This window comes from Streptococcus sp. KHUD_012 (assembly GCF_052588255.1).
The window spans coordinates 1,325,255-1,350,136 of record NZ_CP159355.1 but is presented as its reverse complement, the minus strand read 5'-3'; the positions used below and the strand labels follow the sequence as shown (position 1 = coordinate 1,350,136).

Sequence of the window (24,882 nt, the reverse complement as noted above, 5' to 3'; positions counted from 1 at the left end):
CGGGACTAATTTCCTAGGAAAAAAGATAAATCGATTCGGGTTCATCGAAACCTGCATCGATTTCCTCGTTTTTCTACAGCCGTTACCAATTCGAAAAATTACGGATGTGGATGCCCTAGGGTACTACAGAAATTTTCGGCTTGCCGAATCGTCCCTTTGTATCTTATATGAGTAATATTCAAAATATGTCCTTGGAGGACATCATGGGGGAGCGCTTTGGTCGCTACTCCAAATACATTATTCAAGAGCGGGCTCTTCCTGATATTCGGGATGGCTTGAAACCTGTACAACGGCGGATCCTTTATTCTATGAATAAGGATGGCAATACCCATGACAAAGGCTATCGCAAGTCTGCCAAGTCTGTCGGTAATATCATGGGGAATTTCCACCCTCACGGGGACAGTTCCATCTATGATGCCATGGTCCGCATGTCTCAGGACTGGAAGAACCGTGAGATCCTTGTGGAAATGCACGGAAACAATGGTTCCATGGACGGTGATCCACCAGCGGCCATGCGTTATACCGAAGCACGTTTGTCTGAAATTGCGGGTTATCTTTTGCAAGATATCGAAAAGAACACAGTGCCATTTGCCTGGAACTTTGACGATACAGAAAAAGAGCCAACTGTTTTGCCTGCCGCTTTTCCAAATCTCTTAGTCAATGGGGCAACAGGGATTTCAGCTGGTTATGCGACAGATATTCCGCCACACAACCTTGCTGAAGTCATCGATGCCGTGGTCTACATGATCGACCATCCATCTGCCAAGGTAGACAAGCTCATGGAGTTTTTACCTGGACCTGATTTCCCAACGGGTGCCATTATCCAAGGCCGGGATGAGATTAAGAAAGCCTATGAAACTGGTAAGGGTCGGGTGGTTGTCCGCTCTAAGACAGAGATCGAGCAGCTCAAAGGTGGTAAGCAGCAAATCGTTGTCACCGAGATCCCTTATGAGATCAACAAGGCTGTTTTGGTCAAGAAGATCGATGATGTCCGAGTCAACAACAAGGTAGCTGGCATTGCGGAAGTTCGCGATGAATCTGACCGAGATGGTCTTCGCATTGCGATTGAGCTCAAAAAAGATGCCAATGCCGATCTAATCTTGAACTACTTGTTCAAGTATACGGACTTGCAGGTCAACTACAACTTCAATATGGTGGCGATTGACAACTATACCCCTCGTCAAGTGGGGGTCGTACCGATTCTCTCTAGCTACATTGCACACCGTCGGGATATCATTGTCGCTCGCTCGCGCTTTGATAAGGAAAAGGCCGAACGGCGGCTCCACATCGTAGAGGGCTTGATCCGCGTGATTTCCATCCTCGATGAAGTGATTGCTTTGATTCGTGCTTCTGATAACAAGGCAGATGCCAAAGAAAACCTCAAGGTTAGCTACGATTTCACGGAAGAACAAGCAGAAGCTATTGTTACCTTGCAATTGTACCGCTTGACCAATACGGATATTGTCACCTTGGAAGAAGAGCATGCTAGTCTCAAGGAGCAAATCGCGACCTTGGCAGCCATCATTGGGGATGAACGGACTATGTTTAACCTTATGAAGAAGGAGTTGCGTGAAGTCAAGAAGCTCTTTGGCAACCCTCGTCGCAGTGAGTTGCAAGACACTGCTAAGACGATTGAGATTGATACAGCCAGTCTTATTGTCGAAGAGGAAACCTTTGTCAGCGTAACCCGTGCTGGTTATATTAAACGGACCTCGCCTCGTTCTTTCAATGCCTCAACACTGGAAGAAGTCGGTAAGCGGGACGATGACGAGTTGATTTTCGTAGAGCCTGCTAAGACCACTCAGCATCTCTTACTCTTTACCAACTTGGGGAATGCCATTTATCGACCAATTCACGAATTGACAGATACCAAGTGGAAGGATATCGGAGAGCACCTCAGTCAGACCTTGACCAATTTCGAGCAAGAGGAAGAAATTCTCTTTGCGGAGATTGTGGATCAGTTTGAGGGAGTAACCTACTTTGCAGCAACTCAACAAGGACAAATCAAGCGCTTTGAACGCAAGGAATTGAGCCCATGGCGGACTTATCGTTCTAAATCGACTAAGTATGCTAAGCTAAAAGATCAAGACGACCGTATCGTAGCAGTTGCGCCAGTTGTCCTTGAAGACATCATGATTATTACTAAAAATGGGTATGGGTTGCGCTTCAATATTGAGGAGGTCCCTGTCGTAGGAGCCAAAGCAGCAGGGGTCAAAGCCATTAACCTGAAAGACGGAGATCAAGTTGCCGCCGCCTTTAAGTCGACAACTCCAAGCATGTACATTCTGACTCAACGAGGCAGTCTCAAACGGATGTTACAAGACGATATTCCTGTGACCAGTCGGGCTAAACGGGGACTACAGGTCTTGCGTGAGTTGAAAAATAAACCACACCGTGTCTTCAAGGCAGGTCCAGTCTTCACTGACCAGGGAGATTTTGATCTCTTTACGAGTCAAGAAGAAGTGGTAGAACAAGATCAAATTCTTCAGATCACTTCTACAACAGGTCAGGTGACAGAAGTTGATTTGACACAATTAAGTATTTCTGAAAGAACAAGCAATGGATCCTTTGTCAACGATACCATTTCGGATCAAGAAGTTTTTTCAGCTACTATCAAATAAGAGAAAGCGTCGGTCCATTCTAGGACTGACTTTCTTTGAAAATAAATTTTCTGAAAATTGAAAATTTCGCTTGAAATTCTCATGAAATGGTGTACAATAGTGTACATAGATTGAGAAACTGAATCGACCTACATCAGATCGACAAGGAATAGAAAGAATTAAAAGGAGCACTATCATGACAGTATCACTTGATTGGGAAAACCTTGGCTTTTCATATATGAAATTACCTTATCGCTATTTGGCACATTATCGCAATGGAGCTTGGGAAAAAGGGGAATTGACAGAAGATGCGACCTTGCATTTGTCCGAATCTTCTCCAAGTTTGCATTACGGTCAGCAAGCCTTTGAAGGGTTGAAAGCCTACCGTACAAAAGATGGAAGCGTCCAATTGTTCCGTCCAGATCAAAACGCTAAACGTTTGCAACGCACGGCAGATCGGTTGCTCATGCCTCAAGTTCCAACAGATATGTTTGTGGATGCTTGTAAGGCAGTTGTTAAAGCCAATGAAGAGTATGTTCCACCATATGGTACAGGAGCTACCCTTTACCTTCGTCCACTTTTGATTGGGGTTGGTGATATTATTGGTGTGCATCCAGCAGATGAGTATATCTTTACCATCTTTGCCATGCCTGTCGGTAACTACTTTAAAGGTGGTTTGGTTCCAACGAACTTCTTGATTCAAGATGAGTATGACCGTGCTGCTCCACATGGTACTGGGGCTGCAAAAGTTGGAGGGAACTACGCAGCTAGTATGTTGCCAGGTAAGATTGCGCATGATCGTAACTTCTCTGACGTGATTTACCTTGATCCAGCGACGCACACCAAGATTGAAGAAGTTGGTTCTGCAAACTTCTTTGGTATCACTGCTAATAACGAATTTGTGACGCCATTGAGTCCTTCTATTTTGCCATCGATCACCAAGTACTCTTTGCTTTACTTGGCAGAACACCGTCTTGGTATGACACCAATTGAAGGGGATGTCTTTATCAATGACTTGGATCGCTTTGTAGAAGCAGGAGCTTGTGGTACCGCAGCTGTCATCTCTCCGATCGGAGGCGTTCAACACGGTGATGACTTCCATGTCTTCTATTCTGAAACAGAAGTAGGTCCTGTCACACGGAAGCTCTATGACGAGTTGACCGGTATCCAATTTGGTGATGTCGAAGCACCAGAAGGATGGATTGTCAAAGTCGATTAAACCGAAAGCATCTGAGACCAAAGTGTCCAGGCTTCAATGAGAATAAGTCTTAACGAAGGACGTAGTAGCTAAAGTTTCTCTTCATTCGCTTTTAGGCTCAAAAGAGTGCCGAATGCCCTTTTCGGGGGTGGGAGAAAGAAGGAATTTCTAACTAAATTCTTTCTGCCCACTCCCTTTTCTCTTGCGTCATCAAGAGAATTTTTGTAAAATAGAAAAAGTGAAAAGAGGGTTGAAATGAGTAAAAAAGATAAGAAAATTGAGATTCAAATCGTTGATAGTAAAGTAACCGTCGGAAAAGACACTTTTGATGGATTCACTTTGTCCATTGGAAAGAAAACGATTGGTGAAATTGCAGACATGGCTGGGCAATTTGCCATCATCAAAAATGGAAATGTGGATTCTCTTTACAAAAAACTTGAGAAAGCCGTTGAAATTCTAATAGAAAATTATAATTTGAATAAATAAGGGCTTGCAATCATAGTAAATCAATGGTATAATAGATCCTGTTGATTTATATGGAGAGATAGCGAAGAGGCTAAACGCGGCGGACTGTAAATCCGCTCCTTCGGGTTCGGGGGTTCGAATCCCTCTCTCTCCATTAGCGTTCATTGTGACGATGATAAAGTGACTAACGTCAGCGCTCTTTTTGGGGTATAGCCAAGCGGTAAGGCAAGGGACTTTGACTCCCTCATGCGTTGGTTCGAATCCAGCTACCCCAGTTCTTAGGTAATATCAGATAAGTGATAAAATATCTATCCAGGTATTTTATTTCTTTATAGGATGAGTCGTTAAAGATTGTAGTTGATCTCATTGCGAGTGCTTGCTTAGGAAAAATAATTATAAGTATGTCAAGTTTTAGAAAACTTGATTGTTGGAGGATTTTTTAGATGAATGAATTTGAAGATTTGCTAAACAGTGTTAGCCAAGTTGAACCAGGTGACGTTGTTACTGCTGAAGTATTGACAGTTGACGCGAACCAAGCTAACGTTGCAATCTCTGGAACTGGTGTCGAAGGTGTCTTGACTCTTCGCGAATTGACAAACGATCGTGATGCTGACATCAACGACTTGGTAAAACCAGGTGAAACACTTGAATTGCTTGTTCTTCGTCAAGTAGTTGGTAAAGATACTGATACAGTAACTTACCTTGTATCTAAAAAACGTTTGGAAGCTCGCAAAGCATGGGACAAATTGGTTGGACGTGAAGAAGAAGTTGTTACTGTTAAAGGAACTCGCGCTGTTAAAGGCGGACTTTCAGTAGAATTTGAAGGACTTCGTGGATTTATTCCAGCTTCAATGCTTGATACTCGTTTTGTACGTAACACTGAACGTTTCGTAGGTCAAGAATTTGATGCTAAAATCAAAGAAGTAGATCCAAAAGAAAACCGCTTTATCCTTTCACGTCGTGAAGTTGTTGAAGCTGAATCAGCTGCAGCACGCGCAGAAGTATTTGGTAAATTGAACGTTGGTGATGTCGTAACTGGTAAAGTTGCACGTATCACAAGCTTCGGTGCTTTCATCGACCTTGGTGGTGTTGATGGATTGGTTCACTTGACAGAATTGTCACACGAACGCAACGTATCACCTAAATCAGTTGTAACTGTTGGTGAAGAAATCCAAGTGAAAGTTCTTGACTTGAACGAAGAAGAAGGTCGTGTATCACTTTCATTGAAAGCTACAACCCCTGGACCTTGGGATGGCGTTGAACAAAAATTGGCTGCTGGTGATGTTATCGAAGGAACTGTTAAACGTTTGACTGACTTCGGTGCATTCGTTGAAGTATTGCCAGGTATCGACGGACTTGTACACATCTCACAAATTTCACACAAACGTGTTGAAAATCCAAAAGATGTTCTTAAAGTTGGACAAGAAGTAACTGTTAAAGTTCTTGAAGTAAATGCAGCAGATGAACGTGTATCACTTTCTATCAAAGCTCTTGAAGAACGTCCAGCTCAAGAAGAAGGCGAAAAACAAGAAAAACGTCAATCTCGCCCACGTCGTCCAAAACAAGAAAAACGCGACTTTGATCTTCCAGAAACTCAAACTGGATTCTCAATGGCTGACTTGTTTGGCGATATCGAATTGTAATATTCAAAAGAGGCTGGGACAAAAGTCCTAGCCTCTCAATTATTTTTGGATTGTCGAGCAAGACGCAGTGGTTGAGTGGGGTCTACTACGCTGATTTCATCAGCTTTTACAGCCCTACTCAACTGTGCGGAGGTGGGACGACGAAATCAAATTCTAACGAATTACCGATTTCTGTCCCACTCTCTTTTTTACTTGTAAAATTCTCGAGAATTTGATATACTATAACAGTTGCCACCCTTAGTGTAATGGATATCACGTAAGATTCCGGTTCTTGAGATGGGGGTTCGATTCCCTCAGGGTGGATGATTCATAACGAGGCTCCTCGGAGTCTTTTTTGCTCTTTCTTGGAGGAACATGCAATGACAGTAAAATTAATCGCCCATACCTTGATTGAGAAAGACGGGAAGTATCTGCTTATCAAACGCTCGAAAATAAAGCGAGGTCTCCCTAATGTCTATCCATCTTATTGGGATATTCCAGGTGGAAGTGTAGAAGAGAATGAATTGCCCAGAGAGGCTGCTCTACGTGAGGCTATTGAGGAGGTTAATCAAAAGCTTCGGATTAATAAGATTATCCACGAAGATAGTCAATTTGATGCCAGCAAAGATACTGTCTTTACACGCCTAGTTTATGCTGGCGAGATTTTGGAAGAGCGTGATTTTATATTAGATCCAGAAGAGCATACAGACTTTAAATGGATTTCTTCTTTGAAAGACATAGAGAGCAATCTCGTTGTGCCTTATTTGCTTGAAATCCTTGCTGACAAATCCAAATAAAGCAGCTAAAAAACATCCCCTTTTAATAAGGAGATGTTTTTTTCTTAGTTTTTAGAAGCTTCTTGGAATTCAGGGTTTTTCCATGCTTCATCAATGATTGCTTGCAATTCATCAGCAGAAGCTTTCATTTTTTGTTGTTCTGCATCGTTCAATGGGATGTTCACTGGACGTACAATACCGTGTGCACCTACGATGGCAGGTTGACCGATAAAGACGTTGCTAACACCATATTGACCTTCTTGGAATACAGAAAGTGGAAGTACTGCATTTTCATCATCAAGGATTGCTTTAGTGATACGAGCAAGGGCAACAGCGATACCGTAGTATGTAGCACCTTTTTTGTTGATGATGGTGTAAGCAGCATCACGAACACCTTCGAACAATTCGATCAATTCAGTTTCTTGAACGTTTTGAGTGTCTTTAAGGAATTCTTCAAGGTTTACACCAGCGATGTTAGCGTGTGACCATACAGCGAATTCTGAGTCTCCATGTTCACCCATGATGTAGGCGTGCACTGAACGAGCATCAACGTCCAATTTTTCAGCAAGTGCTTGACGGAAACGAGCTGAGTCAAGAGAAGTACCAGAACCGATAACGCGTTCTTTAGGGAATCCTGAGAATTTCCATGTAGAGTATGTCAAAACGTCAACTGGGTTAGCAGCTACAAGGAAGATACCGTTAAATCCTGATTCAATAACTTGTGTTACGATTGATTTGTTAATGGCAAGGTTTTTACCAACAAGATCAAGGCGAGTTTCACCTGGTTTTTGAGGAGCACCTGCAGTAATTACAACAAGGTCAGCATCCGCACAGTCAGCGTACTCAGCCGCATAGATCTTCTTAGGTGAAGTGAAGGCAAGGGCGTGGCTAAGGTCAAGCGCATCTCCGACAGCTTTTTCGTGCAATTGAGGAATTTCGATAATTCCAAGCTCTTGTGCAATTCCTTGGTTGACAAGTGCAAATGCATAAGATGAACCTACGGCACCGTCACCGACAAGGATAACTTTTTTGTGTTGTTTAGTCAAATCCATGAGTCTAAACGTCTCCTTCATTTTTTTTTGAGATAGATTCTCATACGACTTCATTCTACCACTTTTGAAAGTCTTTGTCATCTGAAACAGTATGAATCCTTGATGTAAACGTTTTTACGTTTGTGTTCCTAAGAAGAAAAATAGGCTAAAATGTGTTATAATAGTATGGTGAATTAAGTAAAGAGAGGCATTTTTTGAATGCAGGATAATAATCTAATTGATGTGAATTTAACATCAGAAATGAAGACGAGTTTTATCGATTATGCGATGAGTGTTATCGTAGCTCGTGCCCTTCCTGATGTTCGTGATGGTTTGAAACCTGTTCACCGTCGTATTTTGTATGGAATGAATGAATTGGGTGTTACGCCAGATAAACCACATAAGAAGTCAGCCCGTATCACAGGGGATGTTATGGGTAAATACCACCCACACGGGGATTCCTCTATTTATGAAGCCATGGTTCGGATGGCGCAATGGTGGAGTTATCGCTACCTGTTAGTGGATGGTCATGGAAACTTTGGTTCTATGGACGGTGATGGCGCCGCTGCACAACGGTATACAGAAGCCCGTATGAGTAAGATTGCTCTTGAAATGTTGCGGGATATCAACAAAAATACAGTTGATTTCGCTGATAACTATGATGCCAGCGAACGCGAACCTTTGGTCTTACCTGCACGTTTCCCTAACCTTCTCGTCAATGGTGCTACTGGGATTGCCGTTGGGATGGCAACCAATATTCCTCCTCACAATTTGGGAGAAACCATTGATGCAGTGAAGCTGATGATGGATAATCCTGAGGTAACGACCCGTGAACTTATGGAAGTTCTTCCTGGTCCAGATTTCCCGACAGGTGCTTTGGTCATGGGGAAATCAGGTATCCACAAAGCCTATGAAACAGGAAAAGGCTCAATTGTTCTTCGTTCTCGTACAGAAATTGAAGTAACTAAGAGTGGCCGTGAACGGATTGTTGTCACTGAGTTCCCTTATATGGTTAATAAAACCAAGGTTCACGAGCACATCGTTCGCTTGGTGCAAGAAAAACGGATCGAAGGGATTACAGCTGTACGTGATGAATCAAACCGTGAAGGGATTCGTTTTGTGATTGAGGTCCGCCGAGATGCTTCGGCTAACGTTATTTTGAACAACCTCTTTAAGATGACGCAAATGCAAACCAATTTTGGATTCAATATGTTGGCGATCCAAAATGGTGTTCCAAAGATTCTTTCTCTTCGCCAAATTTTAGGGGCTTATATTGAGCACCAGAAAGAAGTGGTGACTCGACGGACCATCTTTGATAAAGAAAAAGCGGAAGCACGTGCCCATATCTTAGAAGGTTTGCTGATTGCCTTGGATCACATCGATGAAGTGATCCGGATTATCCGCAATAGCCAGACAGACGCTGAAGCACAAGCTGAATTGATGGCTAAGTTCAAGCTCTCTGAACGTCAAAGCCAAGCTATTTTGGACATGCGTCTTCGTCGTTTGACCGGTTTGGAACGAGACAAGATCCAAAGTGAATACGATGATTTGGTTGCCTTGATTGCTGATTTGGCTGACATTTTGGCGAAGCCAGAACGTGTGGCGACCATCATCAAGGAAGAATTGGAAGAAGTCAAACGCAAGTTTGGCGATGCTCGCCAAACTGAGTTGATGATCGGAGAAGTCCTTTCTCTTGAAGATGAGGATTTGATCGAAGAAACAGATGTCTTAATCACCCTTTCTAATAAAGGTTACATCAAACGTTTGGACCAAGCGGAATTTACGGCTCAAAAACGTGGTGGACGTGGTGTTCAGGGAACTGGTGTCAAAGATGATGACTTTGTCCGTGAACTGGTCTCTACGAGCACCCATGATCATTTGCTCTTCTTTACCAATAAAGGGCGTGTCTATCGTCTGAAAGGTTATGAGATTCCAGAATATGGCCGGACAGCTAAAGGATTACCAATCGTCAACCTCTTAAAATTGGACGAAGGTGAATCTATTCAAACCATTATCAATGTGGAGCAAGACCGCAGTGACGAAGCTTATCTCTTCTTTACGACGCGACAAGGTTTAGTCAAACGGACCAATGTAGCTGAATTTTCAAATATTCGTCAGAACGGTCTCAAAGCTCTGAATCTGCGTGATGAGGATGAATTAATCAATGTCTTCCTTACAGATGGCAATGCTGACGTTATTATCGGTACCAAGTATGGTTATTCTGTCCGCTTTAATGAGGCTGTAGTCCGCAATATGGGACGTTCTGCCACTGGTGTACGTGGTGTGAATCTCCGTGATGGAGACAAGGTTGTTGGAGCAAGTGTTATCACCGATCAGGACGAAGTATTGGTCATTACTGAAAAAGGGTATGGTAAGCGGACAATGGCTGGCGAATACCCAACCAAGGGCCGTGGTGGTAAAGGAATCAAAACAGCCAATATTACAGAGAAAAATGGTCCGTTAGCTGGTCTTTTAACCGTTAAAGGGGATGAAGATCTGATGATCATTACCGATACCGGAGTTATGATCCGGACAGGTGTGGCTAACATTTCTCAAACGGGTCGTTCGACTCAGGGTGTGAAAGTCATGAGACTGGATCAGGATGCGAAAATTGTGACCTTTACAACTGTACAACCTGATGAAAAAGATGAAGAAGTAGTGGAAGAAAACGAATAGATAAGGGGACAGCATGTCACGCAAAAGAAAAAAGAAAAAGAGTTTACGTAATACTCTTATCAACATCGTTGCAACACTTTTGATTATTCTCTCGCTTCTCTTAATTTTCAATGCTCCGATCCGCAATATGATCATGGTTTGGCATACCAATCAATACCAGGTTAGCAAGGTCGATAAAAAGACTATTGATAAAAACAAAGAAGTGAAGACGAGCTTTGATTTCAAACATGTCCAGTCACTCTCGACGGAAGCCGTGATCAATGCCCAATGGCAGGCTCAAAAACTTCCTGTAATTGGGGGGATTTCGATTCCTGAATTGAACATGAACCTTCCAATTTTTAAAGGACTCGAAAACGTAGCCCTTTACTATGGAGCAGGGACTATGAAGGAAAACCAAGTCATGGGACAAGGCAATTATTCTCTTGCTAGTCACCACGTATTTGGCCTTACTGGAGCAAATGCCATGCTGTTCTCACCATTAGAGAAAGCCAAGGCTGGTATGAAGATCTACATCACGGACAAAGAAAAAATCTATACTTATGTCATCTCGTCTGTTGAGACAGTGACTCCAGACCGTGTAGATGTCATTCAAGATCGTGAAGGTATTAATGAAATCACCTTGGTGACCTGTGAGGATGCTGCAGCGACTTACCGTACGATTGTAAAAGGAAACTTGGAAACCTCTGTTGACTATGACAAGGCTCCAAAGGACATCCTGGATTCATTCAGCAAGTCTTATAATCAAATGCAACTTTAAGAAATAAAGCCCGAGGCAGAGATGCCGGGGCTTTTTTCTTTATAGTATGGCATGAAATAACTAAAGGATTCTTGTAAAATTGTAAGCGATTGGTAATATAATGTAAGGAATTTATCATAATATTGAGGGAAAATAGGTATATAATAAGAGGAGAAAGAGTATGATAAGGAGGTAGAATAGTGACAAAAGAGCGAATTTATCATCTCTTGCATCATTTCTATAATCTCTTAATAAATGATTTTCCACGAAATGGATTAATTACGAAAGGAATCTACGAAGTAGAGCAAGTCTACCAAACCTTAGAAGCCATTCCTCAGAGTCAGGAGTACTTGATCCGCTGTGAAATTCAACAGTTTTTAAAGGAGCTTGAACAAGTTCAAACAGGTTATCAGATCCGCTTTAATAAAGATGAAGTCTTAGTGTTAGATGATTTGAAGCAAGAAATCGCCAGTAAATAATGAAAGGTCGTTATTTTCTCAATTTATTACGAATTAATAAGTGAGGAGGAAATTATGTACGACATATCATTTATTGAACCATCTTTGCTTCCTAGGGAGCGCTTAGTTTCTGAAGGGGTGGATAAGCTAAGTCATCAGGAATTGTTATCCATTCTCTTACGGACAGGTAACAAGCAAAAAAGCGTTTATGAGATTGCACAAGGTCTTTTGAGCTCGGTAAATAGTTTAAAGGAGTTAGGGCAATTAACCCTAGAGGAGCTACAGGAAATCTCTGGCATTGGGCGAGTGAAGGCCATCGAACTTCAGGCTGTTATTGAGTTTGGACGAAGGATTCATAAAGATGAACTAATGAGTTCCGAACAAATCATGAGTAGTCAGAAATTGGCCCATAAAATTCAACAGGAAATTGGCCATAAAAAGCAGGAGCACCTGGTTGCCCTCTATTTGAATACACAGAATGAAATTATTCATCAGCAGACCATTTTTATTGGAACCGTGAATCGAAGTATTGCGGAGCCACGTGAAATCCTGCATTATGCACTGAAGCACATGGCAACCTCTATCATCTTGGCGCACAATCATCCATCTGGTGCCGTATTTCCAAGTAAAAATGATGATGAAGTAACGCATCGAGTCATAGAGGCCTGTGAAGTGATGGGCTTAACACTACTAGATCACTTGATTGTATCTGAGGAAAACTATTATAGTTACCGTGAAGAAACCGATTATTTGGTATAAAAAAGAGAGTGGGACAGAAATCGGTAATTCGTTAGAATTCGATTTCGTCGTCCCACCTCCGCACAGTTGACTAGGGCTGTAAAAGCTGTTAAAATCAGCGTAGTAGAGCCCACTCAATCACTGTGTCTTGCTCGACAATCCAAAAATAATTGAGAGGCTAGGACTTTTGTCCCAGCCTCTTTTCTTGTTAATGTATAAGTCTTTATTCTTCATTTTTACGCATGAAATAAAGGAGTGTTTGCAATTCACTAGTGAGATCGACATATTGGACAACAACGTCTTTAGGAACTGTCAGATGGACCGGAGAAAAGCTTAGAATTCCTTTGACACCGGCATCTACTAAAAGACTAGCAACTTCCTGCGCTTTAATACTTGGGACAGTTAAAATTGCTGTTTGAATGCCTTCTTTTTTGAGATTCTCTTTGATCGTAGAAATCCCATAAATGGGGATCCCATCCTTACTTTTGGTATTAATCAGTTCATGATCATCTACATCAAAAGCCATGACAATTTTCATCTTATTGCGTTCATGGAAGCGATAGTTGAGGAGCGCACTTCCCATATTTCCGATCCCCACAATAGCGACATTGGTAATGGCATTGTCATTTAAGAGATCGGCAAAGAAGTTCATCAGTTTTTTTACGTCATAACCAAATCCACGTCTTCCTAATTCACCAAAATATGAGAAATCTCGTCGAACAGTAGCAGAGTCAATCCCAATTGCATCAGCAATTTGCTTGGAATTGGCGCGCTCTATTTTTTCAGAGTTAAAGCGTTTAAAAATGCGGTAGTAGAGCGATAAGCGTTTTGCTGTTGCGCGTGGAATTGGAGTATTTTTATCATGTTTCACAATATCACAACCTTTCCCTCTTATTGTATAGGAAGATTGTGAAAAAATCAACTATCTAGAACGCTTTTTCAAAAATATTTTTGTCTAAAGAAAAAGCTGATGGCGATGGAAGAGTTCCATCAGCATCAGCTTAGTTTTCAGCTTGTTCTACCTTTTTCAGATAAGCATAGAGCCCATCGACTCGACCTGTATAGGGAAGCTTTTGTCCCTTATATTCAATGGAAACAATTGAGTAAGAGTCAGGCAAGGTTACACAGCCTGAAAAAGCAAGGATACAAGCCGCAAGGTCAGTATAAGTAGTAGTTCGTTCTACTTGATAAGCATCGATATAAGTTAGGGTTACCATATTAGACCTCTGTTTTGTTAAAAATTTCTCTTTCGACAAGACTATCCATTAGGAAATAAAATTTTTGTTGGATAATGTCATTTTCTGGATTTTTAAAGATATTAACCAGACGAAGCCCAGATTTGTCTGTAATATTGATTTTAAAACCTGTGAGGTCTTTGTTGAAGATAATTTTAAGCAAGAAGCCTTCACCGCTATTTGGAACAGCTTCAAGCAAACGATTTAATTCGTAATTTCCAACTTTTGTAACAGCAAATGTATTGTCACGTAAGGTATATTTTTTTACATTTGGGTGTAGACTATAGGTATATTTGCAGTCTTTCAATGAAACACTTGTTTCAAAAGCCATATTGTTCTCCTATGATAAAATTTCTTTTAGTGTTGCGAGGAAGTCTTGAACTTCCTCTACGGTATTGAGTTCTGAAAAACTAATTCTAAGGGATTCTTTTAGGCGTGAGCTATCTTTCCCATAGAGTGCCTTTAGGACATGGCTAGGTTGAACTGTACCAGCGGTACAAGCAGAACCTGTAGAGACAGAAATTCCAGCAAGATCGAGTCGCATCAATAATACATCATTTTGGACGCCTGGGAAGCCAAGATTCCAAACAAATGGGAGATGATCGTCATTCGCATTTACGTAGTAGTCGTAGTCTGTTAAACCATTAACTAGTTCTTGGCCAAGTTTTTGAACCTGGTTGAAATTTTCTTCTTGATGAAGTGTAGCTTGCTGAAGCGCGGTTGCCATCCCGACAATAGAAATGAGATTTTCCGTACTGGCTCTCATCTTACTTTCCTGATCCCCACCATGTAAAAGATTATCAAAATCTGGGGAGGTTGCATAAAGGAAACCGACGCCCTTTGGTCCATGGAATTTGTGGGCAGAAGCACTGAGAAAATCAATTCCCAACTCTTCAGGATAGACAGGGACCTTTCCGATTGCTTGGACAGCATCAACGTGAAAGGCAGCTGGATGATCTTTTAAGAGTTCTCCGATTTCTTTAATCGGAAGAAGATCGCCTGTCTCGTTATTGGCAAACATGGTAGAGACAAGAATGGTATCCGGTCTAAGAGCCGCCTTGATATCACTAGCCTTAATGCGTCCATCTCTTGGTTGGACGATCGTAACTTCAAATCCGAAACGTTCTACAAGATATTCGATGGGTTCAAGAACCGCATGGTGTTCCAAAGCGGTCGTAATGATGTGTTTGCCATCTGCTTGGTGTTTCAAGCAGTAGCCTTTTATAACGGTATTATTACTTTCTGATCCACCTGAAGTGAAGAAAATACGATTTGGAAGAGTATGGAGAGACTGAGCAATTTGCTCGCGAGATTCTCGGAGAAGTTTACTAGCCATCCGTCCATGAGCATGAAGGCTCGATGGATTTCCAAATGTGGTCTTCATAGTTTCAGACATTTTATCAATGACTTCAGGTAGAAGGGGAGTTGTTGCGGCATTATCAAAATATATCACATTAAGACCTTATTTCTTGTGGTAGGCAAATAGAGGACTAACAGGTTTTCTTTCTTGAATGCGAACAATAGCTTCAGCGATCAGTTCGCTAGCTGTCAGATAGTTAATATTTTTTGGAGTTGGTCCGTTTGGAGCGACAGAATCAGTTACTAAGATTTCTTTGATCGGAGCTTGGTCTAATAATTCAACAGCACCTTTTACAAATAAACCATGGCTTGATACAGCATAAATTTCAGTAGCACCTTCGCGTTCGACGATTTTCGCAGCTTCTGAGAATGTCTTACCAGTATTGAGGATATCGTCAATCAAGATCGCTTTCTTATCTTTGACATCCCCGATAATATAGCCATAATCACGGTTCGCATCATCTTGCTCGTAATCAATGATCGCAATCGGTGCATCAAGATATTCTGCTAAACTGCGAGCTCGTTTGACACCAGAGTTTTTAGGGCTGACGACTACGACATCAGGACCAGTTAGACCTTTGTTGATGTAGTGTTCTGCAAAAAGTGGAATGGTAAAGAGGTTATCCACGGCAATATCGAAGAAACCTTGGACTTGCACTGCATGGAGATCCAGTGTGACGACACGATCCACCCCAGCTTTGACCAACATATTTGCGACAAGCTTAGCAGTAATTGGTTCGCGAGGAGCAGCAGTCCGGTCTTGGCGGGCATAGCCGAAGTAAGGCATGACCACATTGACAGTATTTGCGCTGGCCCGTTGGCAAGCATCCACCATAATTAAGAGTTCCATCAAGTGATTGTTGACAGGGAAACTGGTTGATTGAATGATATAAATATCATATCCACGAACACTTTCCTCAATATTGACTTGGATTTCACCATCTGAGAATTGACGGGATGAAATTTTCCCAAGTGGAACCCTAGCATGATCCGCGATTTTTTGCGCAATCTCTGGATTTGAATTGAGAGAGAAGAGCTTCATATTTTTTTTATCTGACATGTGATTCCAACCTCATTTAGATTTTTGATCTTAGCACTATTTTAGCAAAAATTTGCGATAATTTCAGCTATTTTACAACCTTTCCGCCAATCTGGCGATTTTATTTTTTGCAGCTTTGTAGACGATTCCATGCTCTTTGATGAACTGATGGAAATTTTCTTCCTGTTCAGCAGTTTCGACCTCGATTTCCAACTCATAATCTTCAGTGTCTAGATAGAGACTGTGGTCTAGTGCTACCAAGCCTGCAGCTGTTTCTTTTTCGAAGCGTTCTGTTGTAAGGCTTCCCCAGACAGCGAGTTGCTCAACGGGGATTTCTTTAGAGATCAAGAGATTTTTGATTTCTCCGTCAGGAAACTGTTGGTGTTGAAGGATCGTCTCGGTTTCTTCTGTGCTGAGGTTTTGATTGTACTCGAAATGGCCAACTGCCTCAGGGACTTTGAGAGTCAACTCAGCTTGATCTGTGAAAGTACGCACCCGCAAGGCCATTTTTTCCTTACGGATGAGCTGGTCGGGGGTATCGATATAGTGATTGGTTTGGACAACCAATTCTGTATCATCAAAAAGTGGAAGGAGGGATTGGTATTCCTCCTTGTCTAGCAAGGTTTTGTATTCAATTTCTAAATGGTTCATTTTGTAGTCCTTTGCTTTTTTTCGAAAGCGATTCATGATATAATAAGAGATGTGTTTATTGTATACAAAAATGGTTCAGATTACAAGGTGGTAGGATGGCAATTGATTGGGAAAACTTCTTAGATCCATATATCCAAGCAGTTGGAGAATTGAAAATCAAACTGCGTGGGATTCGTAAGCAATATCGTAAGCAACAAAAGCATTCTCCAATTGAGTTTGTCACAGGACGGGTCAAACCGATTGAAAGTATCCGTGAGAAGATGATCCGAAGAAATATTTCTGAAGAAAATCTGGCTCAGGATATGCAAGATATTGCTGGTCTTCGCATCATGGTTCAGTTTGTGGACGATGTGGATGAGATCCTAGAGGTTCTGAGACAACGGCAGGATATGCGCGTGGTCCAAGAGCGAGACTATATCCGCCACAAGAAATCAAGTGGCTACCGGAGTTACCACGTCGTGGTCGAGTACCCGGTCGATACCATTGATGGAAATGAAACGATCTTAGCAGAGATTCAAATTCGGACCTTGTCCATGAATTTTTGGGCAACCATTGAACACTCGCTCAATTATAAATATAAAGGAGACTTTCCAGACGAGATCAAAAAACGCTTAGAGACGACAGCAAACCTGGCCTATCTCTTGGATGAAGAGATGGGGGCAATTCGGGATGCGATTCAGGAGGCTCAAGCCCTGTTTGATCCACTTCATCGTAAGTTAAATGATGGCGTTGGAAATAGTGATGACACAGATGAAGACTACAGGTAAAAAAGTATCCATTATTCGCAATCGCAAGCGTCAAAGCGAAGAGGTTTTTCAGCAATTGCGCTACAAACTTCGGAAAAATAATTTTATTTTGACGGAGAAGCACCCGGATATTGTGATTTCAATTGGTGGCGATGGGATGTTGCTATCGGCCTTTCACAAGTATGAACACCAGTTGGATCGGGTGCGATTTGTTGGCGTCCATACCGGACACTTAGGATTCTATACGGATTACTTAGACAGTGAAATCGATAAGCTGGTTGAGAACTTAAAATATGATACAGGCGCTAAGGTTTCCTACCCTATTTTGAATGTCAAGATTACTTTCGAAAATGGGGAAACCCGTACCATGAGAGCGTTGAACGAAGCAACGATTAAGAGAAGCGACCGGACCATGGTTGCCGATCTCACGATTAATGGAGTGGATTTTGAGCGCTTCAGAGGAGACGGGATTACCGTTTCGACTCCGACAGGAAGTACGGCATACAACAAATCCTTGGGAGGAGCAGTCCTTCACCCAACTATTGAGGCGCTGCAGATTGCTGAGATCGCCAGTCTCAACAACCGTGTTTATCGTACCTTGGGTTCTTCTGTCATTGTCCCTAAAAAGGATAAGATCGAGATTACACCGACGAGACCTGGCTTCCACATTATCTCTGTTGACAATTCAACCTATTCTTACCGTAATATTGCAAAGGTAGAATACCAGATTGACAACCATAAGATTAATTTTGTGGCAAGCTCCAGTCACACCAGCTTCTGGAATCGGGTCAAGGATGCCTTTATCGGAGATGATAGAGAATGAGATTTGAATTCATTGTCGATGAGCATGTCAAGGTCAAGACCTTCCTGAAAAAGCATGAGGTTTCTAAGGGTCTCTTAGCAAAGATTAAGTTTCGTGGTGGCCAGATCCTTGTCAATGGACGTCCGGAGAATGCGATTTATTTGTTGGATATTGGGGATCGCTTAGTCATTGATATTCCAGCAGAAGAAGGGTTCGAAACCCTAAAACCCATGGATCGGCCTTTGGATATTTTATTTGAAGATGATCATTTTTTGGTCTTAAACAAACCCTTTGGGATTGCTTCTATTCCAAGTGCGATTCATTCCAATACCTTAGCCAATTTTGTAAAAGGCTACTATGTGAAGCAGGGCTACGAGAACCAGCAGGTTCACATTGTCACTCGCCTGGACAAGGATACAAGTGGCGTTATGCTCTTTGCCAAACATGGCTATGCCCATGCCCGCTTGGATAAGCAATTGCAGTCTAAAACGATTCAGAAACGTTATTACGCCTTGGTCAAGGGATCTGGGGAGCTTGATCCTGTCGGAGAAATTATTGCTCCGATTGCGCGTGATGAAGATTCAATTATCACCCGAAAAGTAGCTAAAGGTGGCAAGTATGCTCATACTAGCTACCAGGTCGTTCAATCTTTTGGTGATATTCACCTAGTGGATATTCAGTTACACACAGGTCGGACTCATCAGATCCGCGTTCATTTTTCCCATATTGGTTTTCCGCTCTTGGGAGATGATCTTTATGGCGGGAGTTTAGAAGACGGCATTGAGCGTCAGGCCCTTCATTGTCATCGTCTATCCTATTATCATCCATTTCTAGAGGAAGAGTTGGTCATAGAAAGTCCACTACCTCCAGATTTCCAAGCTGTATTAACACAGCTTCAAACTAGTTATTAATTATTAAAAGGAGTAAAACTCATGGAAGTTTTCGAAAATCTCAAAGCCAACCTCGTTGGTAAGAATGCACGTATTGTATTACCAGAAGGTGAAGAACCTCGTATCCTCCAAGCGACAAAACGCATTGTGAACGAGACAGAAGTAACCCCTGTCTTGCTTGGTAATCCAGATAAAATTCGGATTTATCTTGAAATCGAAGGGGTTTTGGATGGATATGAAGTCATCGATCCTCATTCTTATCCAGGTTTTGAAGAAATGGTAGCTTCCTTGGTAGAACGTCGTAAGGGCAAAATGACTGAAGAAGAAGCGCGTCAAGTCTTGAAAGACGACGTTAACTATTTTGGTGTCATGTTGGTACACATGGGAATCGTTGATGGAATGGTATCTGGTGCGATTCACTCAACAGCTGCAACTGTTCGTCCAGCTCTTCAAATTATCAAAACTCGTCCAAATGTAAAACGGACTTCAGGAGCTTTCCTTATGGTTCGTGGATCTGAACGCTACTTGTTCGGGGACTGTGCCATCAACATTAATCCAGATGCTGAAGGATTAGCTGAAATTGCCATCAACTCAGCTATTACAGCCAAGATGTTTGGTATTGATCCAAAAATTGCTATGTTGAGCTATTCAACAAAAGGTTCTGGTTTCGGTGAAAGTGTTGATAAGGTTGTCGAAGCGACTAAGCTTGCCCATGAACTTCGTCCAGACCTTGAAATTGACGGGGAATTGCAATTTGACGCAGCCTTTGTCCCTGAAACTGCAGCCTTGAAGGCTCCAGGAAGTAAGGTGGCAGGACAAGCTAATGTCTTTATCTTCCCTGGTATTGAAGCAGGTAACATTGGATACAAGATGGCAGAACGTCTTGGTGGCTTTGCAGCAGTAGGTCCTGTCTTGCAAGGGTTGAATAAACCAGTCAACGACCTTTCTCGTGGATGTAATGCAGATGACGTGTACAAATTGACCTTGATCACAGCAGCTCAAGCTGTCGAACAATAAGAAATATATATAGGCTCAGGAAAATCCTGAGCCTTTTTCTTTATAAAATCAGAATTTCTAAACTCTAACTCATTCTATGGTATACTAGGAATATGTTAGATTTAAAAGATTACGGGATTACCATGTGGGAGGAGGAGAAAATTGCTTCCTTCCGAAAAAAGTTATTAGTCTGGTATGATGCCCATAAACGGGATCTTCCCTGGAGAAGGACCCAGGATCCTTATAAAATTTGGATCTCAGAAATTATGCTCCAGCAGACACGTGTCGATACGGTGATTCCTTATTATGAGCGTTTTTTAGACTGGTTTCCGACGGTCGCTGATTTGGCTCAAGCTCCTGAAGAAAAACTCTTAAAAGCTTGGGAAGGCTTGGGGTATTACTCACGTGTCCGCAATATGCAGAAAGCTGCCCAGCAGATAATGGAAAATCACGGAGGAGTGTTTCCATCAAGCTATGAGGAAATATCTAAACTCAAGGGAATTGGGCCTTATACAGCTGGTGCTATCGCTAGTATTGCCTTTGGATTACCAGAGCCAGCAGTAGATGGCAATGTCATGCGTGTTCTAGCCCGCTTGTTTGAGGTGGACTACGATATCGGAGTTCCAACTAATCGCAAGATTTTTCAAGCCATGATGGAAATCTTGATCGATCCGGCCCGTCCGGGTGATTTCAATCAGGCTTTGATGGATTTGGGGTCCGATATTGAATCGCCAGTCAATCCACGGCCGGAAGAGAGTCCTGTTAAGGAATTTAGCGCGGCCTACCAACATGGGACCATGGATCGTTATCCCATTAAGGCTCCTAAAAAGAAACCGGTACCTGTCTATCTAACAGCCTTTATTATCAAGGATAGTCAAGGACGCTACTTGCTGGAGAAAAATGAGCGAGAAGGACTCTTGTCAGGCTTCTGGCATTTCCCCTTGATCGAAGTGGATAGCCTATCTGAGAACCTAGGTCAATTATCTCTACTGGATGGGAAGGGGGATGCAGAGAGTAACCCAGAAATTCTTTCTTTTGAACAGGATTATGACTTGGCCATTGAATGGCAGGACAGATCGTATCCTATCGTCCAGCATATCTTTTCGCATCGCAAGTGGCAGGTTCAACTTCGTTACGGCCTAGTAAAAGAAGGAGAGCAACCAGCAAGTGAATCGACTGTTTGGTTAACACCAGAAGAATTTTCCAATTATCCTTTTGCTAAACCTCAGCAGAAGATCTGGACGACTTTTTCGGAAAATGAAAAATAGCTAGAGACTGATCTCTAGCTATTTTTTTTATAAATGAGCGAATGCTTTGATTTCTTCTTCAGACATAGATGAGTCGCAACGAACAGTGACTTCACCGGATTCGACATGTAAAAATCCTGGGACAGTTGGGATGCCGTAAGTTGAGCGGAAGGCTTGTAATGCGTCTAGCTGACTTGGTTCTTCACTATTGATAAAATAGATATGAGCTTTTGTTTCAGCTACGACAGTTGCTAATTTAGCAGCGAACTTCCGGCAGTAAGGGCAAGTCTTGCGTCCGATAAAGAAGGTCGCTGTTTCTTTTTGATTGATCGCTTCTTGCGCACGCTCGGCAGTTGTGACTTCAAGATCTTTAACATCTTCTAAAAATTGTTCCATGAGATTACCTCGCTTTCTTCTATGTCTAGTATGCCATATTTTCTATAAAATCGCTGGTATTTGCTACGAAAGAAAGAGAGAGTGGGACAGAAATCGGTTATTCGTTAGAATTCGATTTCGTCGTCTCACCTCCGCACAGTTGAGTAGGGCTGTAAAAGCTGATAAAATCAGCGTAGTAGAGTCCACTCAACCACTGCGTCTTGCTCGACAATCCAAAAATAATTGAGAGGCTAGGACTTTTGTCCCAGCCTCGTGTTTTAGCCTACAAAAGCATTGATTTCTGCTTCGATATTTGCAATTTTTTCTTTAGCATCTGCTTCAGATTCACCAACTGTAGCGATGTAGAATTTGATTTTTGGTTCTGTACCTGAAGGACGAACGGCAAACCATGAATCATCAGCCAAGATGTATTTAAGAACGTTGCTTGGAGGAGTTGTCAATTTTTCAACGCCGTCAGCAGTAGTTGCTGTTTGTTCCAAGAAGTCTTCTGTCTTAGCAATGTCTGTGTTGTTAAATTGTTTAGGAGCATTGCCACGGAATTTATCCATAATTTTCTTGATTTCAGCAGCCCCGTCCACACCTGAAAGGGTAACAGAGATGGTTTTTTCTGCGAAGTAACCGTATTGTTTGTAGATTTCTTCGATACCATCTGCCAAAGTCATACCACGTGAGCGGTAGTAAGCTGCGATTTCAGCAACGATAAGAACGGCTTGGATAGCGTCTTTGTCACGTACGAATGGTTTGATCAGGTAACCGAAGCTTTCTTCGAAACCAAGCATGTAAGTGTGGTTGTGTTGTGTTTCAAATTCATGGATTTTTTCACCGATAAATTTGAAACCAGTCAAGACGTTAAACATAGTTGCGCCGTAGCTTTCTGCAATCTTAGTCACCAACTCAGTTGATACGATTGATTTACAGAGGGCAGCATTGGCAGGAAGGGTACCAGCTGTTTTGTGAGCTTCAAGAATGTATTTAGCAATGATCGCTCCGATTTGGTTACCAGAAAGGTTGAGGTAAGAACCATCTGGTTGGCGGATTTCAACACCAAGGCGGTCAGCATCTGGGTCAGTTGCAACCAATACATCAGCGTCTACTTTGCGGCCAAGTTCTTCAGCAAGAGCAAAGGCAGCTTGGTTTTCAGGGTTTGGAGATTTAACAGTTGAGAAGTCAGCATCTGGAACGGCTTGAGCCTCAACAACTTGAACAGCTTCAAATCCAGCTTGGGCAAGAGCACGACGAGCCAACATTTCACCAGTACCATGAAGTGGAGTGTAGACAATCTTCATGTCGCGTCCGTATTCATTGATCAAGTCTTGGTTGATGTTAACGCCTTTCACTTCTTTCAAGTATTCAGCGTCGACGTTTTCACCGATAACTTCAATCAAGCCGTTAGCTTTGCTTTCTTCAAGGTCAGCCAATTTCACAGCGAATGGATTTTCGATAGCACGGATGTAATCTGTCAATGCATCAGCATCTGCAGGTGGCATTTGTCCACCGTCTTCACCATATACCTTGTATCCATTAAATGGAGCAGGGTTGTGGCTGGCTGTTACCATGATCCCAGCAAATGTGTGGAGGTGACGAACGGCAAATGACAATTCCGGTGTTGGACGTAGGCTTTCAAATACATAAGATTTGATACCGTGAGCAGCCAAAACTTGAGCAGATTCAAAAGCAAACTCAGGAGAGAAGTGACGGCTGTCGTAGGCGATCGCAACACCGCGTTTCTTCGCTTCCTCACCTTTTGAGTCGATCAATTGGGCCAACCCTTCAGTTGCTTGGCGAACAACATAGATATTAATACGGTTAGTACCAGCACCGATTAAGCCACGCATACCAGCTGTACCGAATTCAAGGTTGGTATAGAAGGCATCTTCTTTTGTTTTTTCATCCATTGCGACCAACTCATCACGAAGGTAAGCTGGTAATTCAGCAAAGTCGAGCCATTTTTGGTAGTTTTCTTGATAGGTCATGCAAGCGTCTCCTTTTTGCTTATAATTTAATCGCTTACATTATAGCAAATTTTTTCAGAAAATTCTAGCGATAATTGTAAATCTTTTCAAAAAAATAGAGCTAATTCACCATCAAAAAAAGCCAAGATAAATTGGTCTTGGCTTGAAAGGTTATTTTAATTTTTCAAGGGATGGAACAACTGCACTAGTAATGAGTACTGTCGCAATGACTTCGATGAGTGAGTTAGTAGAGACAATCAAGCCAAGGAAATTTTGAATTCCCCCTCCAAAACTGTTACCAAAGAAGAAGTAAATCCCGCTTAAAACGAAAACAGTATTGGTCATAGAACCGACAATTCCAGCGATCATAAGTCCTGTACGATTGCGAATCCAGCGATAGACGAAGTAAGGGGTTACCCCGATGAGAATCCGAGGGACTATGGCAATGATAAGGGAGTAGAGATTCCCGTGAGGGACAAAGGGACTAAAGAGATAGCTGGCTGGTGTTATAACCAGGGTATTCATGGTGAGGCTAAAGAGTCCCATGAGGAGTCCTAGAATTGCTCCAGTTCGAGGTCCGTAGATGATAGAAGCGATCACGACAGGAATATGAACCAAGGTTGGTTGAATTCCTGATGGAATAAATTGCAAAATGAAGGACGTCACAAAGTGAATGGTGATCATCACGGCAAAAAAGATGGCAATTCGTGAAATAGAGGCTGATTTTCTCATAAACAATTCTCCTTAACAGCTTGGATGATAGTGTCAACAGTGGCTAGAGCTCCAGAACCTTGATCTCCACAAGCGAGAGTGGCCTCACGAGGTTGAATTATCCGATAACCAAAATCTTTTAAAATCTCCAGATTTCGTTGGGTAGCAGGATGATCTAGCATTTTTGTATTCATAGCAGGGGCCAGTAATTTTTTTGAGGTCTGAGGCAAGGCTAGAGCTGTGCTAGTGACCATATTATCTGCAAGTCCCATAGCCAATTTAGCAATGGTATTGGCACTGGCTGGCGCGACAAGAAAGAGGTCAGTTTCTTTCCCAATGTCGATGTGCTCGATCCGCTGTGGATCGACTTCCATCATAACATCTAGCCCTACTTGGTTTTTTGAAAGAACTTGCAAGGTTAAAGGGGTGATGAATTTTCTGGCTGAAGGGGTCATGAGGACTTTCACTTCAAAGCCCAATTTGGTTAGTTGGCTGGTAATATCAGCCGCTTTATAGGCGGAAATACTACCGGTAACCGCTAAAGTAATGTGTGTCATA

The 24,882-nt window shown here is 42.2% G+C and carries 25 protein-coding genes and 3 tRNA genes; 17 read left to right on the top strand and 11 right to left on the bottom strand.

The window, feature by feature from the left end:
- Window positions 1-167: 167 nt before the first annotated feature.
- The 8 genes from parC (at window position 168) to ABVF55_RS06400 (ending at window position 6,682) form a co-directional block, all read left to right on the top strand.
- Complete coding sequence (parC, locus tag ABVF55_RS06435; protein ID WP_320909212.1) at window positions 168-2,621, top strand: DNA topoisomerase IV subunit A; 2,454 nt, start codon at window positions 168-170, stop codon at window positions 2,619-2,621.
- 175 nt (window positions 2,622-2,796) lie between these two features.
- Entirely contained in the window at window positions 2,797-3,819 is a 1,023-nt protein-coding gene (locus ABVF55_RS06430) for a branched-chain amino acid aminotransferase (protein ID WP_445285061.1), read from the top strand.
- A 234-nt stretch (window positions 3,820-4,053) separates the two neighbouring features.
- Window positions 4,054-4,284, top strand: coding sequence for a DUF2969 domain-containing protein (locus tag ABVF55_RS06425; RefSeq protein ID WP_003003589.1), 231 nt, complete (start codon window positions 4,054-4,056; stop codon window positions 4,282-4,284).
- 52 nt (window positions 4,285-4,336) lie between these two features.
- Window positions 4,337-4,417: transfer RNA gene (locus ABVF55_RS06420), tRNA-Tyr, on the top strand.
- Window positions 4,418-4,466: 49 nt separating this feature from the next.
- Window positions 4,467-4,538 (top strand) — tRNA-Gln (locus ABVF55_RS06415).
- A gap of 168 nt (window positions 4,539-4,706) precedes the next feature.
- Window positions 4,707-5,906, top strand: coding sequence for a 30S ribosomal protein S1 (rpsA, locus tag ABVF55_RS06410; protein ID WP_003011990.1), 1,200 nt, complete (start codon window positions 4,707-4,709; stop codon window positions 5,904-5,906).
- Between the two features lie 231 nt (window positions 5,907-6,137).
- Window positions 6,138-6,209: transfer RNA gene (locus tag ABVF55_RS06405), tRNA-Arg, on the top strand.
- A gap of 56 nt (window positions 6,210-6,265) precedes the next feature.
- On the top strand, window positions 6,266-6,682 hold the full coding sequence (locus tag ABVF55_RS06400) for an NUDIX hydrolase (protein ID WP_045759394.1): 417 nt from the start codon (window positions 6,266-6,268) through the stop codon (window positions 6,680-6,682).
- Window positions 6,683-6,726: 44 nt separating this feature from the next.
- Here ABVF55_RS06400 and ABVF55_RS06395 read toward each other — a convergent pair whose 3' ends face one another.
- On the bottom strand, window positions 6,727-7,713 hold the full coding sequence (locus tag ABVF55_RS06395) for an L-lactate dehydrogenase (protein ID WP_021153137.1): 987 nt from the start codon (window positions 7,711-7,713) through the stop codon (window positions 6,727-6,729).
- A 198-nt stretch (window positions 7,714-7,911) separates the two neighbouring features.
- On the opposite strand from ABVF55_RS06395, the gene gyrA reads away from it, so the two are divergent.
- The 4 genes from gyrA (at window position 7,912) to radC (ending at window position 12,321) form a co-directional block, all read left to right on the top strand.
- Window positions 7,912-10,368, top strand: coding sequence for a DNA gyrase subunit A (gyrA, locus tag ABVF55_RS06390; RefSeq protein ID WP_445285060.1), 2,457 nt, complete (start codon window positions 7,912-7,914; stop codon window positions 10,366-10,368).
- Window positions 10,369-10,381: 13 nt separating this feature from the next.
- Window positions 10,382-11,125, top strand: a complete 744-nt coding sequence (locus tag ABVF55_RS06385) for a class A sortase (RefSeq protein WP_445285059.1) — start codon at window positions 10,382-10,384, stop codon at window positions 11,123-11,125.
- A 179-nt stretch (window positions 11,126-11,304) separates the two neighbouring features.
- Window positions 11,305-11,583, top strand: a complete 279-nt coding sequence (locus ABVF55_RS06380; protein ID WP_021153142.1) for a hypothetical protein — start codon at window positions 11,305-11,307, stop codon at window positions 11,581-11,583.
- Between the two features lie 54 nt (window positions 11,584-11,637).
- Complete coding sequence (gene radC / locus ABVF55_RS06375) at window positions 11,638-12,321, top strand: RadC family protein (protein WP_445285058.1); 684 nt, start codon at window positions 11,638-11,640, stop codon at window positions 12,319-12,321.
- Window positions 12,322-12,523: 202 nt separating this feature from the next.
- Here radC and ABVF55_RS06370 read toward each other — a convergent pair whose 3' ends face one another.
- The 6 genes from ABVF55_RS06370 to ABVF55_RS06345 all read right to left on the bottom strand — a co-directional run bounded on the left by ABVF55_RS06370 (window position 12,524) and on the right by ABVF55_RS06345 (window position 16,584).
- On the bottom strand, window positions 12,524-13,171 hold the full coding sequence (locus ABVF55_RS06370) for a redox-sensing transcriptional repressor Rex (protein WP_049474902.1): 648 nt from the start codon (window positions 13,169-13,171) through the stop codon (window positions 12,524-12,526).
- 130 nt (window positions 13,172-13,301) lie between these two features.
- Entirely contained in the window at window positions 13,302-13,517 is a 216-nt protein-coding gene (locus ABVF55_RS06365) for a DUF4649 family protein (RefSeq protein WP_023918032.1), read from the bottom strand.
- 1 nt (window position 13,518) lies between these two features.
- The gene (locus ABVF55_RS06360) at window positions 13,519-13,866 is read right to left on the bottom strand and encodes a DUF1831 domain-containing protein (RefSeq protein ID WP_003015156.1); all 348 of its coding nucleotides are present in this window, start codon (window positions 13,864-13,866) and stop codon (window positions 13,519-13,521) included.
- A gap of 9 nt (window positions 13,867-13,875) precedes the next feature.
- Window positions 13,876-14,988 carry a cysteine desulfurase family protein gene (locus tag ABVF55_RS06355; RefSeq protein WP_445285057.1) on the bottom strand — a complete coding sequence of 371 codons (1,113 nt, stop codon included), beginning with the start codon at window positions 14,986-14,988 and terminating at the stop codon, window positions 13,876-13,878.
- 9 nt (window positions 14,989-14,997) lie between these two features.
- The gene (locus ABVF55_RS06350; protein WP_320909207.1) at window positions 14,998-15,954 is read right to left on the bottom strand and encodes a ribose-phosphate diphosphokinase; all 957 of its coding nucleotides are present in this window, start codon (window positions 15,952-15,954) and stop codon (window positions 14,998-15,000) included.
- Window positions 15,955-16,026: 72 nt separating this feature from the next.
- On the bottom strand, window positions 16,027-16,584 hold the full coding sequence (locus ABVF55_RS06345; protein WP_320909206.1) for a CYTH domain-containing protein: 558 nt from the start codon (window positions 16,582-16,584) through the stop codon (window positions 16,027-16,029).
- A gap of 95 nt (window positions 16,585-16,679) precedes the next feature.
- On the opposite strand from ABVF55_RS06345, the gene ABVF55_RS06340 reads away from it, so the two are divergent.
- The 5 genes from ABVF55_RS06340 (at window position 16,680) to mutY (ending at window position 21,286) form a co-directional block, all read left to right on the top strand.
- Complete coding sequence (locus tag ABVF55_RS06340) at window positions 16,680-17,351, top strand: GTP pyrophosphokinase (RefSeq protein ID WP_003003504.1); 672 nt, start codon at window positions 16,680-16,682, stop codon at window positions 17,349-17,351.
- On the top strand, window positions 17,335-18,153 hold the full coding sequence (locus tag ABVF55_RS06335) for an NAD kinase (RefSeq protein WP_282188909.1): 819 nt from the start codon (window positions 17,335-17,337) through the stop codon (window positions 18,151-18,153). The genes ABVF55_RS06340 and ABVF55_RS06335 overlap by 17 nt, the downstream gene beginning before the upstream one ends.
- Window positions 18,150-19,043, top strand: coding sequence for an RluA family pseudouridine synthase (locus ABVF55_RS06330; protein WP_320909205.1), 894 nt, complete (start codon window positions 18,150-18,152; stop codon window positions 19,041-19,043). The genes ABVF55_RS06335 and ABVF55_RS06330 overlap by 4 nt, the downstream gene beginning before the upstream one ends.
- 21 nt (window positions 19,044-19,064) lie before the next feature.
- On the top strand, window positions 19,065-20,039 hold the full coding sequence (gene pta / locus ABVF55_RS06325) for a phosphate acetyltransferase (protein ID WP_320909204.1): 975 nt from the start codon (window positions 19,065-19,067) through the stop codon (window positions 20,037-20,039).
- Between the two features lie 92 nt (window positions 20,040-20,131).
- Window positions 20,132-21,286 (top strand): A/G-specific adenine glycosylase, encoded by a 1,155-nt coding sequence (mutY, locus tag ABVF55_RS06320; RefSeq protein ID WP_257738670.1) that lies wholly within the window; start codon window positions 20,132-20,134, stop codon window positions 21,284-21,286.
- A gap of 27 nt (window positions 21,287-21,313) precedes the next feature.
- On the opposite strand, the gene ABVF55_RS06315 is transcribed toward mutY, so the two are convergent.
- The 4 genes from ABVF55_RS06315 to coaC all read right to left on the bottom strand — a co-directional run bounded on the left by ABVF55_RS06315 (window position 21,314) and on the right by coaC (window position 24,881).
- Window positions 21,314-21,661, bottom strand: coding sequence for a thiol reductase thioredoxin (locus tag ABVF55_RS06315; protein ID WP_049472489.1), 348 nt, complete (start codon window positions 21,659-21,661; stop codon window positions 21,314-21,316).
- A 257-nt stretch (window positions 21,662-21,918) separates the two neighbouring features.
- Complete coding sequence (locus ABVF55_RS06310) at window positions 21,919-23,634, bottom strand: phospho-sugar mutase (protein WP_049471707.1); 1,716 nt, start codon at window positions 23,632-23,634, stop codon at window positions 21,919-21,921.
- A gap of 150 nt (window positions 23,635-23,784) precedes the next feature.
- Window positions 23,785-24,345, bottom strand: coding sequence for an ECF transporter S component (locus ABVF55_RS06305; RefSeq protein ID WP_445285056.1), 561 nt, complete (start codon window positions 24,343-24,345; stop codon window positions 23,785-23,787).
- Window positions 24,342-24,881 (bottom strand): phosphopantothenoylcysteine decarboxylase, encoded by a 540-nt coding sequence (gene coaC / locus ABVF55_RS06300; protein ID WP_445285055.1) that lies wholly within the window; start codon window positions 24,879-24,881, stop codon window positions 24,342-24,344. Before coaC ends, ABVF55_RS06305 begins: the two co-directional genes overlap by 4 nt.
- Window position 24,882 lies beyond the last annotated feature (1 nt).

What these genes read in the sequence shown, in the direction of transcription:
- ABVF55_RS06430 (WP_445285061.1), top strand. Translation starts at nt 2,797, where the DNA reads ATGACAGTATCACTTGATTGGGAAAACCTTGGCTTTTCATATATGAAA.
- ABVF55_RS06385 (WP_445285059.1), top strand. Translation starts at nt 10,382, where the DNA reads ATGTCACGCAAAAGAAAAAAGAAAAAGAGTTTACGTAATACTCTTATC.
- gyrA (WP_445285060.1), top strand. Translation starts at nt 7,912, where the DNA reads ATGCAGGATAATAATCTAATTGATGTGAATTTAACATCAGAAATGAAG.
- ABVF55_RS06340 (WP_003003504.1), top strand. Translation starts at nt 16,680, where the DNA reads ATGGCAATTGATTGGGAAAACTTCTTAGATCCATATATCCAAGCAGTT.
- pta (WP_320909204.1), top strand. Translation starts at nt 19,065, where the DNA reads ATGGAAGTTTTCGAAAATCTCAAAGCCAACCTCGTTGGTAAGAATGCA.
- ABVF55_RS06360 (WP_003015156.1), bottom strand. Translation starts at nt 13,866, where the DNA reads ATGGCTTTTGAAACAAGTGTTTCATTGAAAGACTGCAAATATACCTAT.
- ABVF55_RS06400 (WP_045759394.1), top strand. Translation starts at nt 6,266, where the DNA reads ATGACAGTAAAATTAATCGCCCATACCTTGATTGAGAAAGACGGGAAG.
- ABVF55_RS06395 (WP_021153137.1), bottom strand. Translation starts at nt 7,713, where the DNA reads ATGGATTTGACTAAACAACACAAAAAAGTTATCCTTGTCGGTGACGGT.
- ABVF55_RS06305 (WP_445285056.1), bottom strand. Translation starts at nt 24,345, where the DNA reads ATGAGAAAATCAGCCTCTATTTCACGAATTGCCATCTTTTTTGCCGTG.
- ABVF55_RS06310 (WP_049471707.1), bottom strand. Translation starts at nt 23,634, where the DNA reads ATGACCTATCAAGAAAACTACCAAAAATGGCTCGACTTTGCTGAATTA.
- ABVF55_RS06350 (WP_320909207.1), bottom strand. Translation starts at nt 15,954, where the DNA reads ATGTCAGATAAAAAAAATATGAAGCTCTTCTCTCTCAATTCAAATCCA.
- ABVF55_RS06330 (WP_320909205.1), top strand. Translation starts at nt 18,150, where the DNA reads ATGAGATTTGAATTCATTGTCGATGAGCATGTCAAGGTCAAGACCTTC.
- radC (WP_445285058.1), top strand. Translation starts at nt 11,638, where the DNA reads ATGTACGACATATCATTTATTGAACCATCTTTGCTTCCTAGGGAGCGC.
- ABVF55_RS06365 (WP_023918032.1), bottom strand. Translation starts at nt 13,517, where the DNA reads ATGGTAACCCTAACTTATATCGATGCTTATCAAGTAGAACGAACTACT.
- mutY (WP_257738670.1), top strand. Translation starts at nt 20,132, where the DNA reads ATGTTAGATTTAAAAGATTACGGGATTACCATGTGGGAGGAGGAGAAA.
- parC (WP_320909212.1), top strand. Translation starts at nt 168, where the DNA reads ATGAGTAATATTCAAAATATGTCCTTGGAGGACATCATGGGGGAGCGC.
- rpsA (WP_003011990.1), top strand. Translation starts at nt 4,707, where the DNA reads ATGAATGAATTTGAAGATTTGCTAAACAGTGTTAGCCAAGTTGAACCA.
- ABVF55_RS06345 (WP_320909206.1), bottom strand. Translation starts at nt 16,584, where the DNA reads ATGAACCATTTAGAAATTGAATACAAAACCTTGCTAGACAAGGAGGAA.
- ABVF55_RS06335 (WP_282188909.1), top strand. Translation starts at nt 17,335, where the DNA reads ATGAAGACTACAGGTAAAAAAGTATCCATTATTCGCAATCGCAAGCGT.
- coaC (WP_445285055.1), bottom strand. Translation starts at nt 24,881, where the DNA reads ATGACACACATTACTTTAGCGGTTACCGGTAGTATTTCCGCCTATAAA.
- ABVF55_RS06425 (WP_003003589.1), top strand. Translation starts at nt 4,054, where the DNA reads ATGAGTAAAAAAGATAAGAAAATTGAGATTCAAATCGTTGATAGTAAA.
- ABVF55_RS06315 (WP_049472489.1), bottom strand. Translation starts at nt 21,661, where the DNA reads ATGGAACAATTTTTAGAAGATGTTAAAGATCTTGAAGTCACAACTGCC.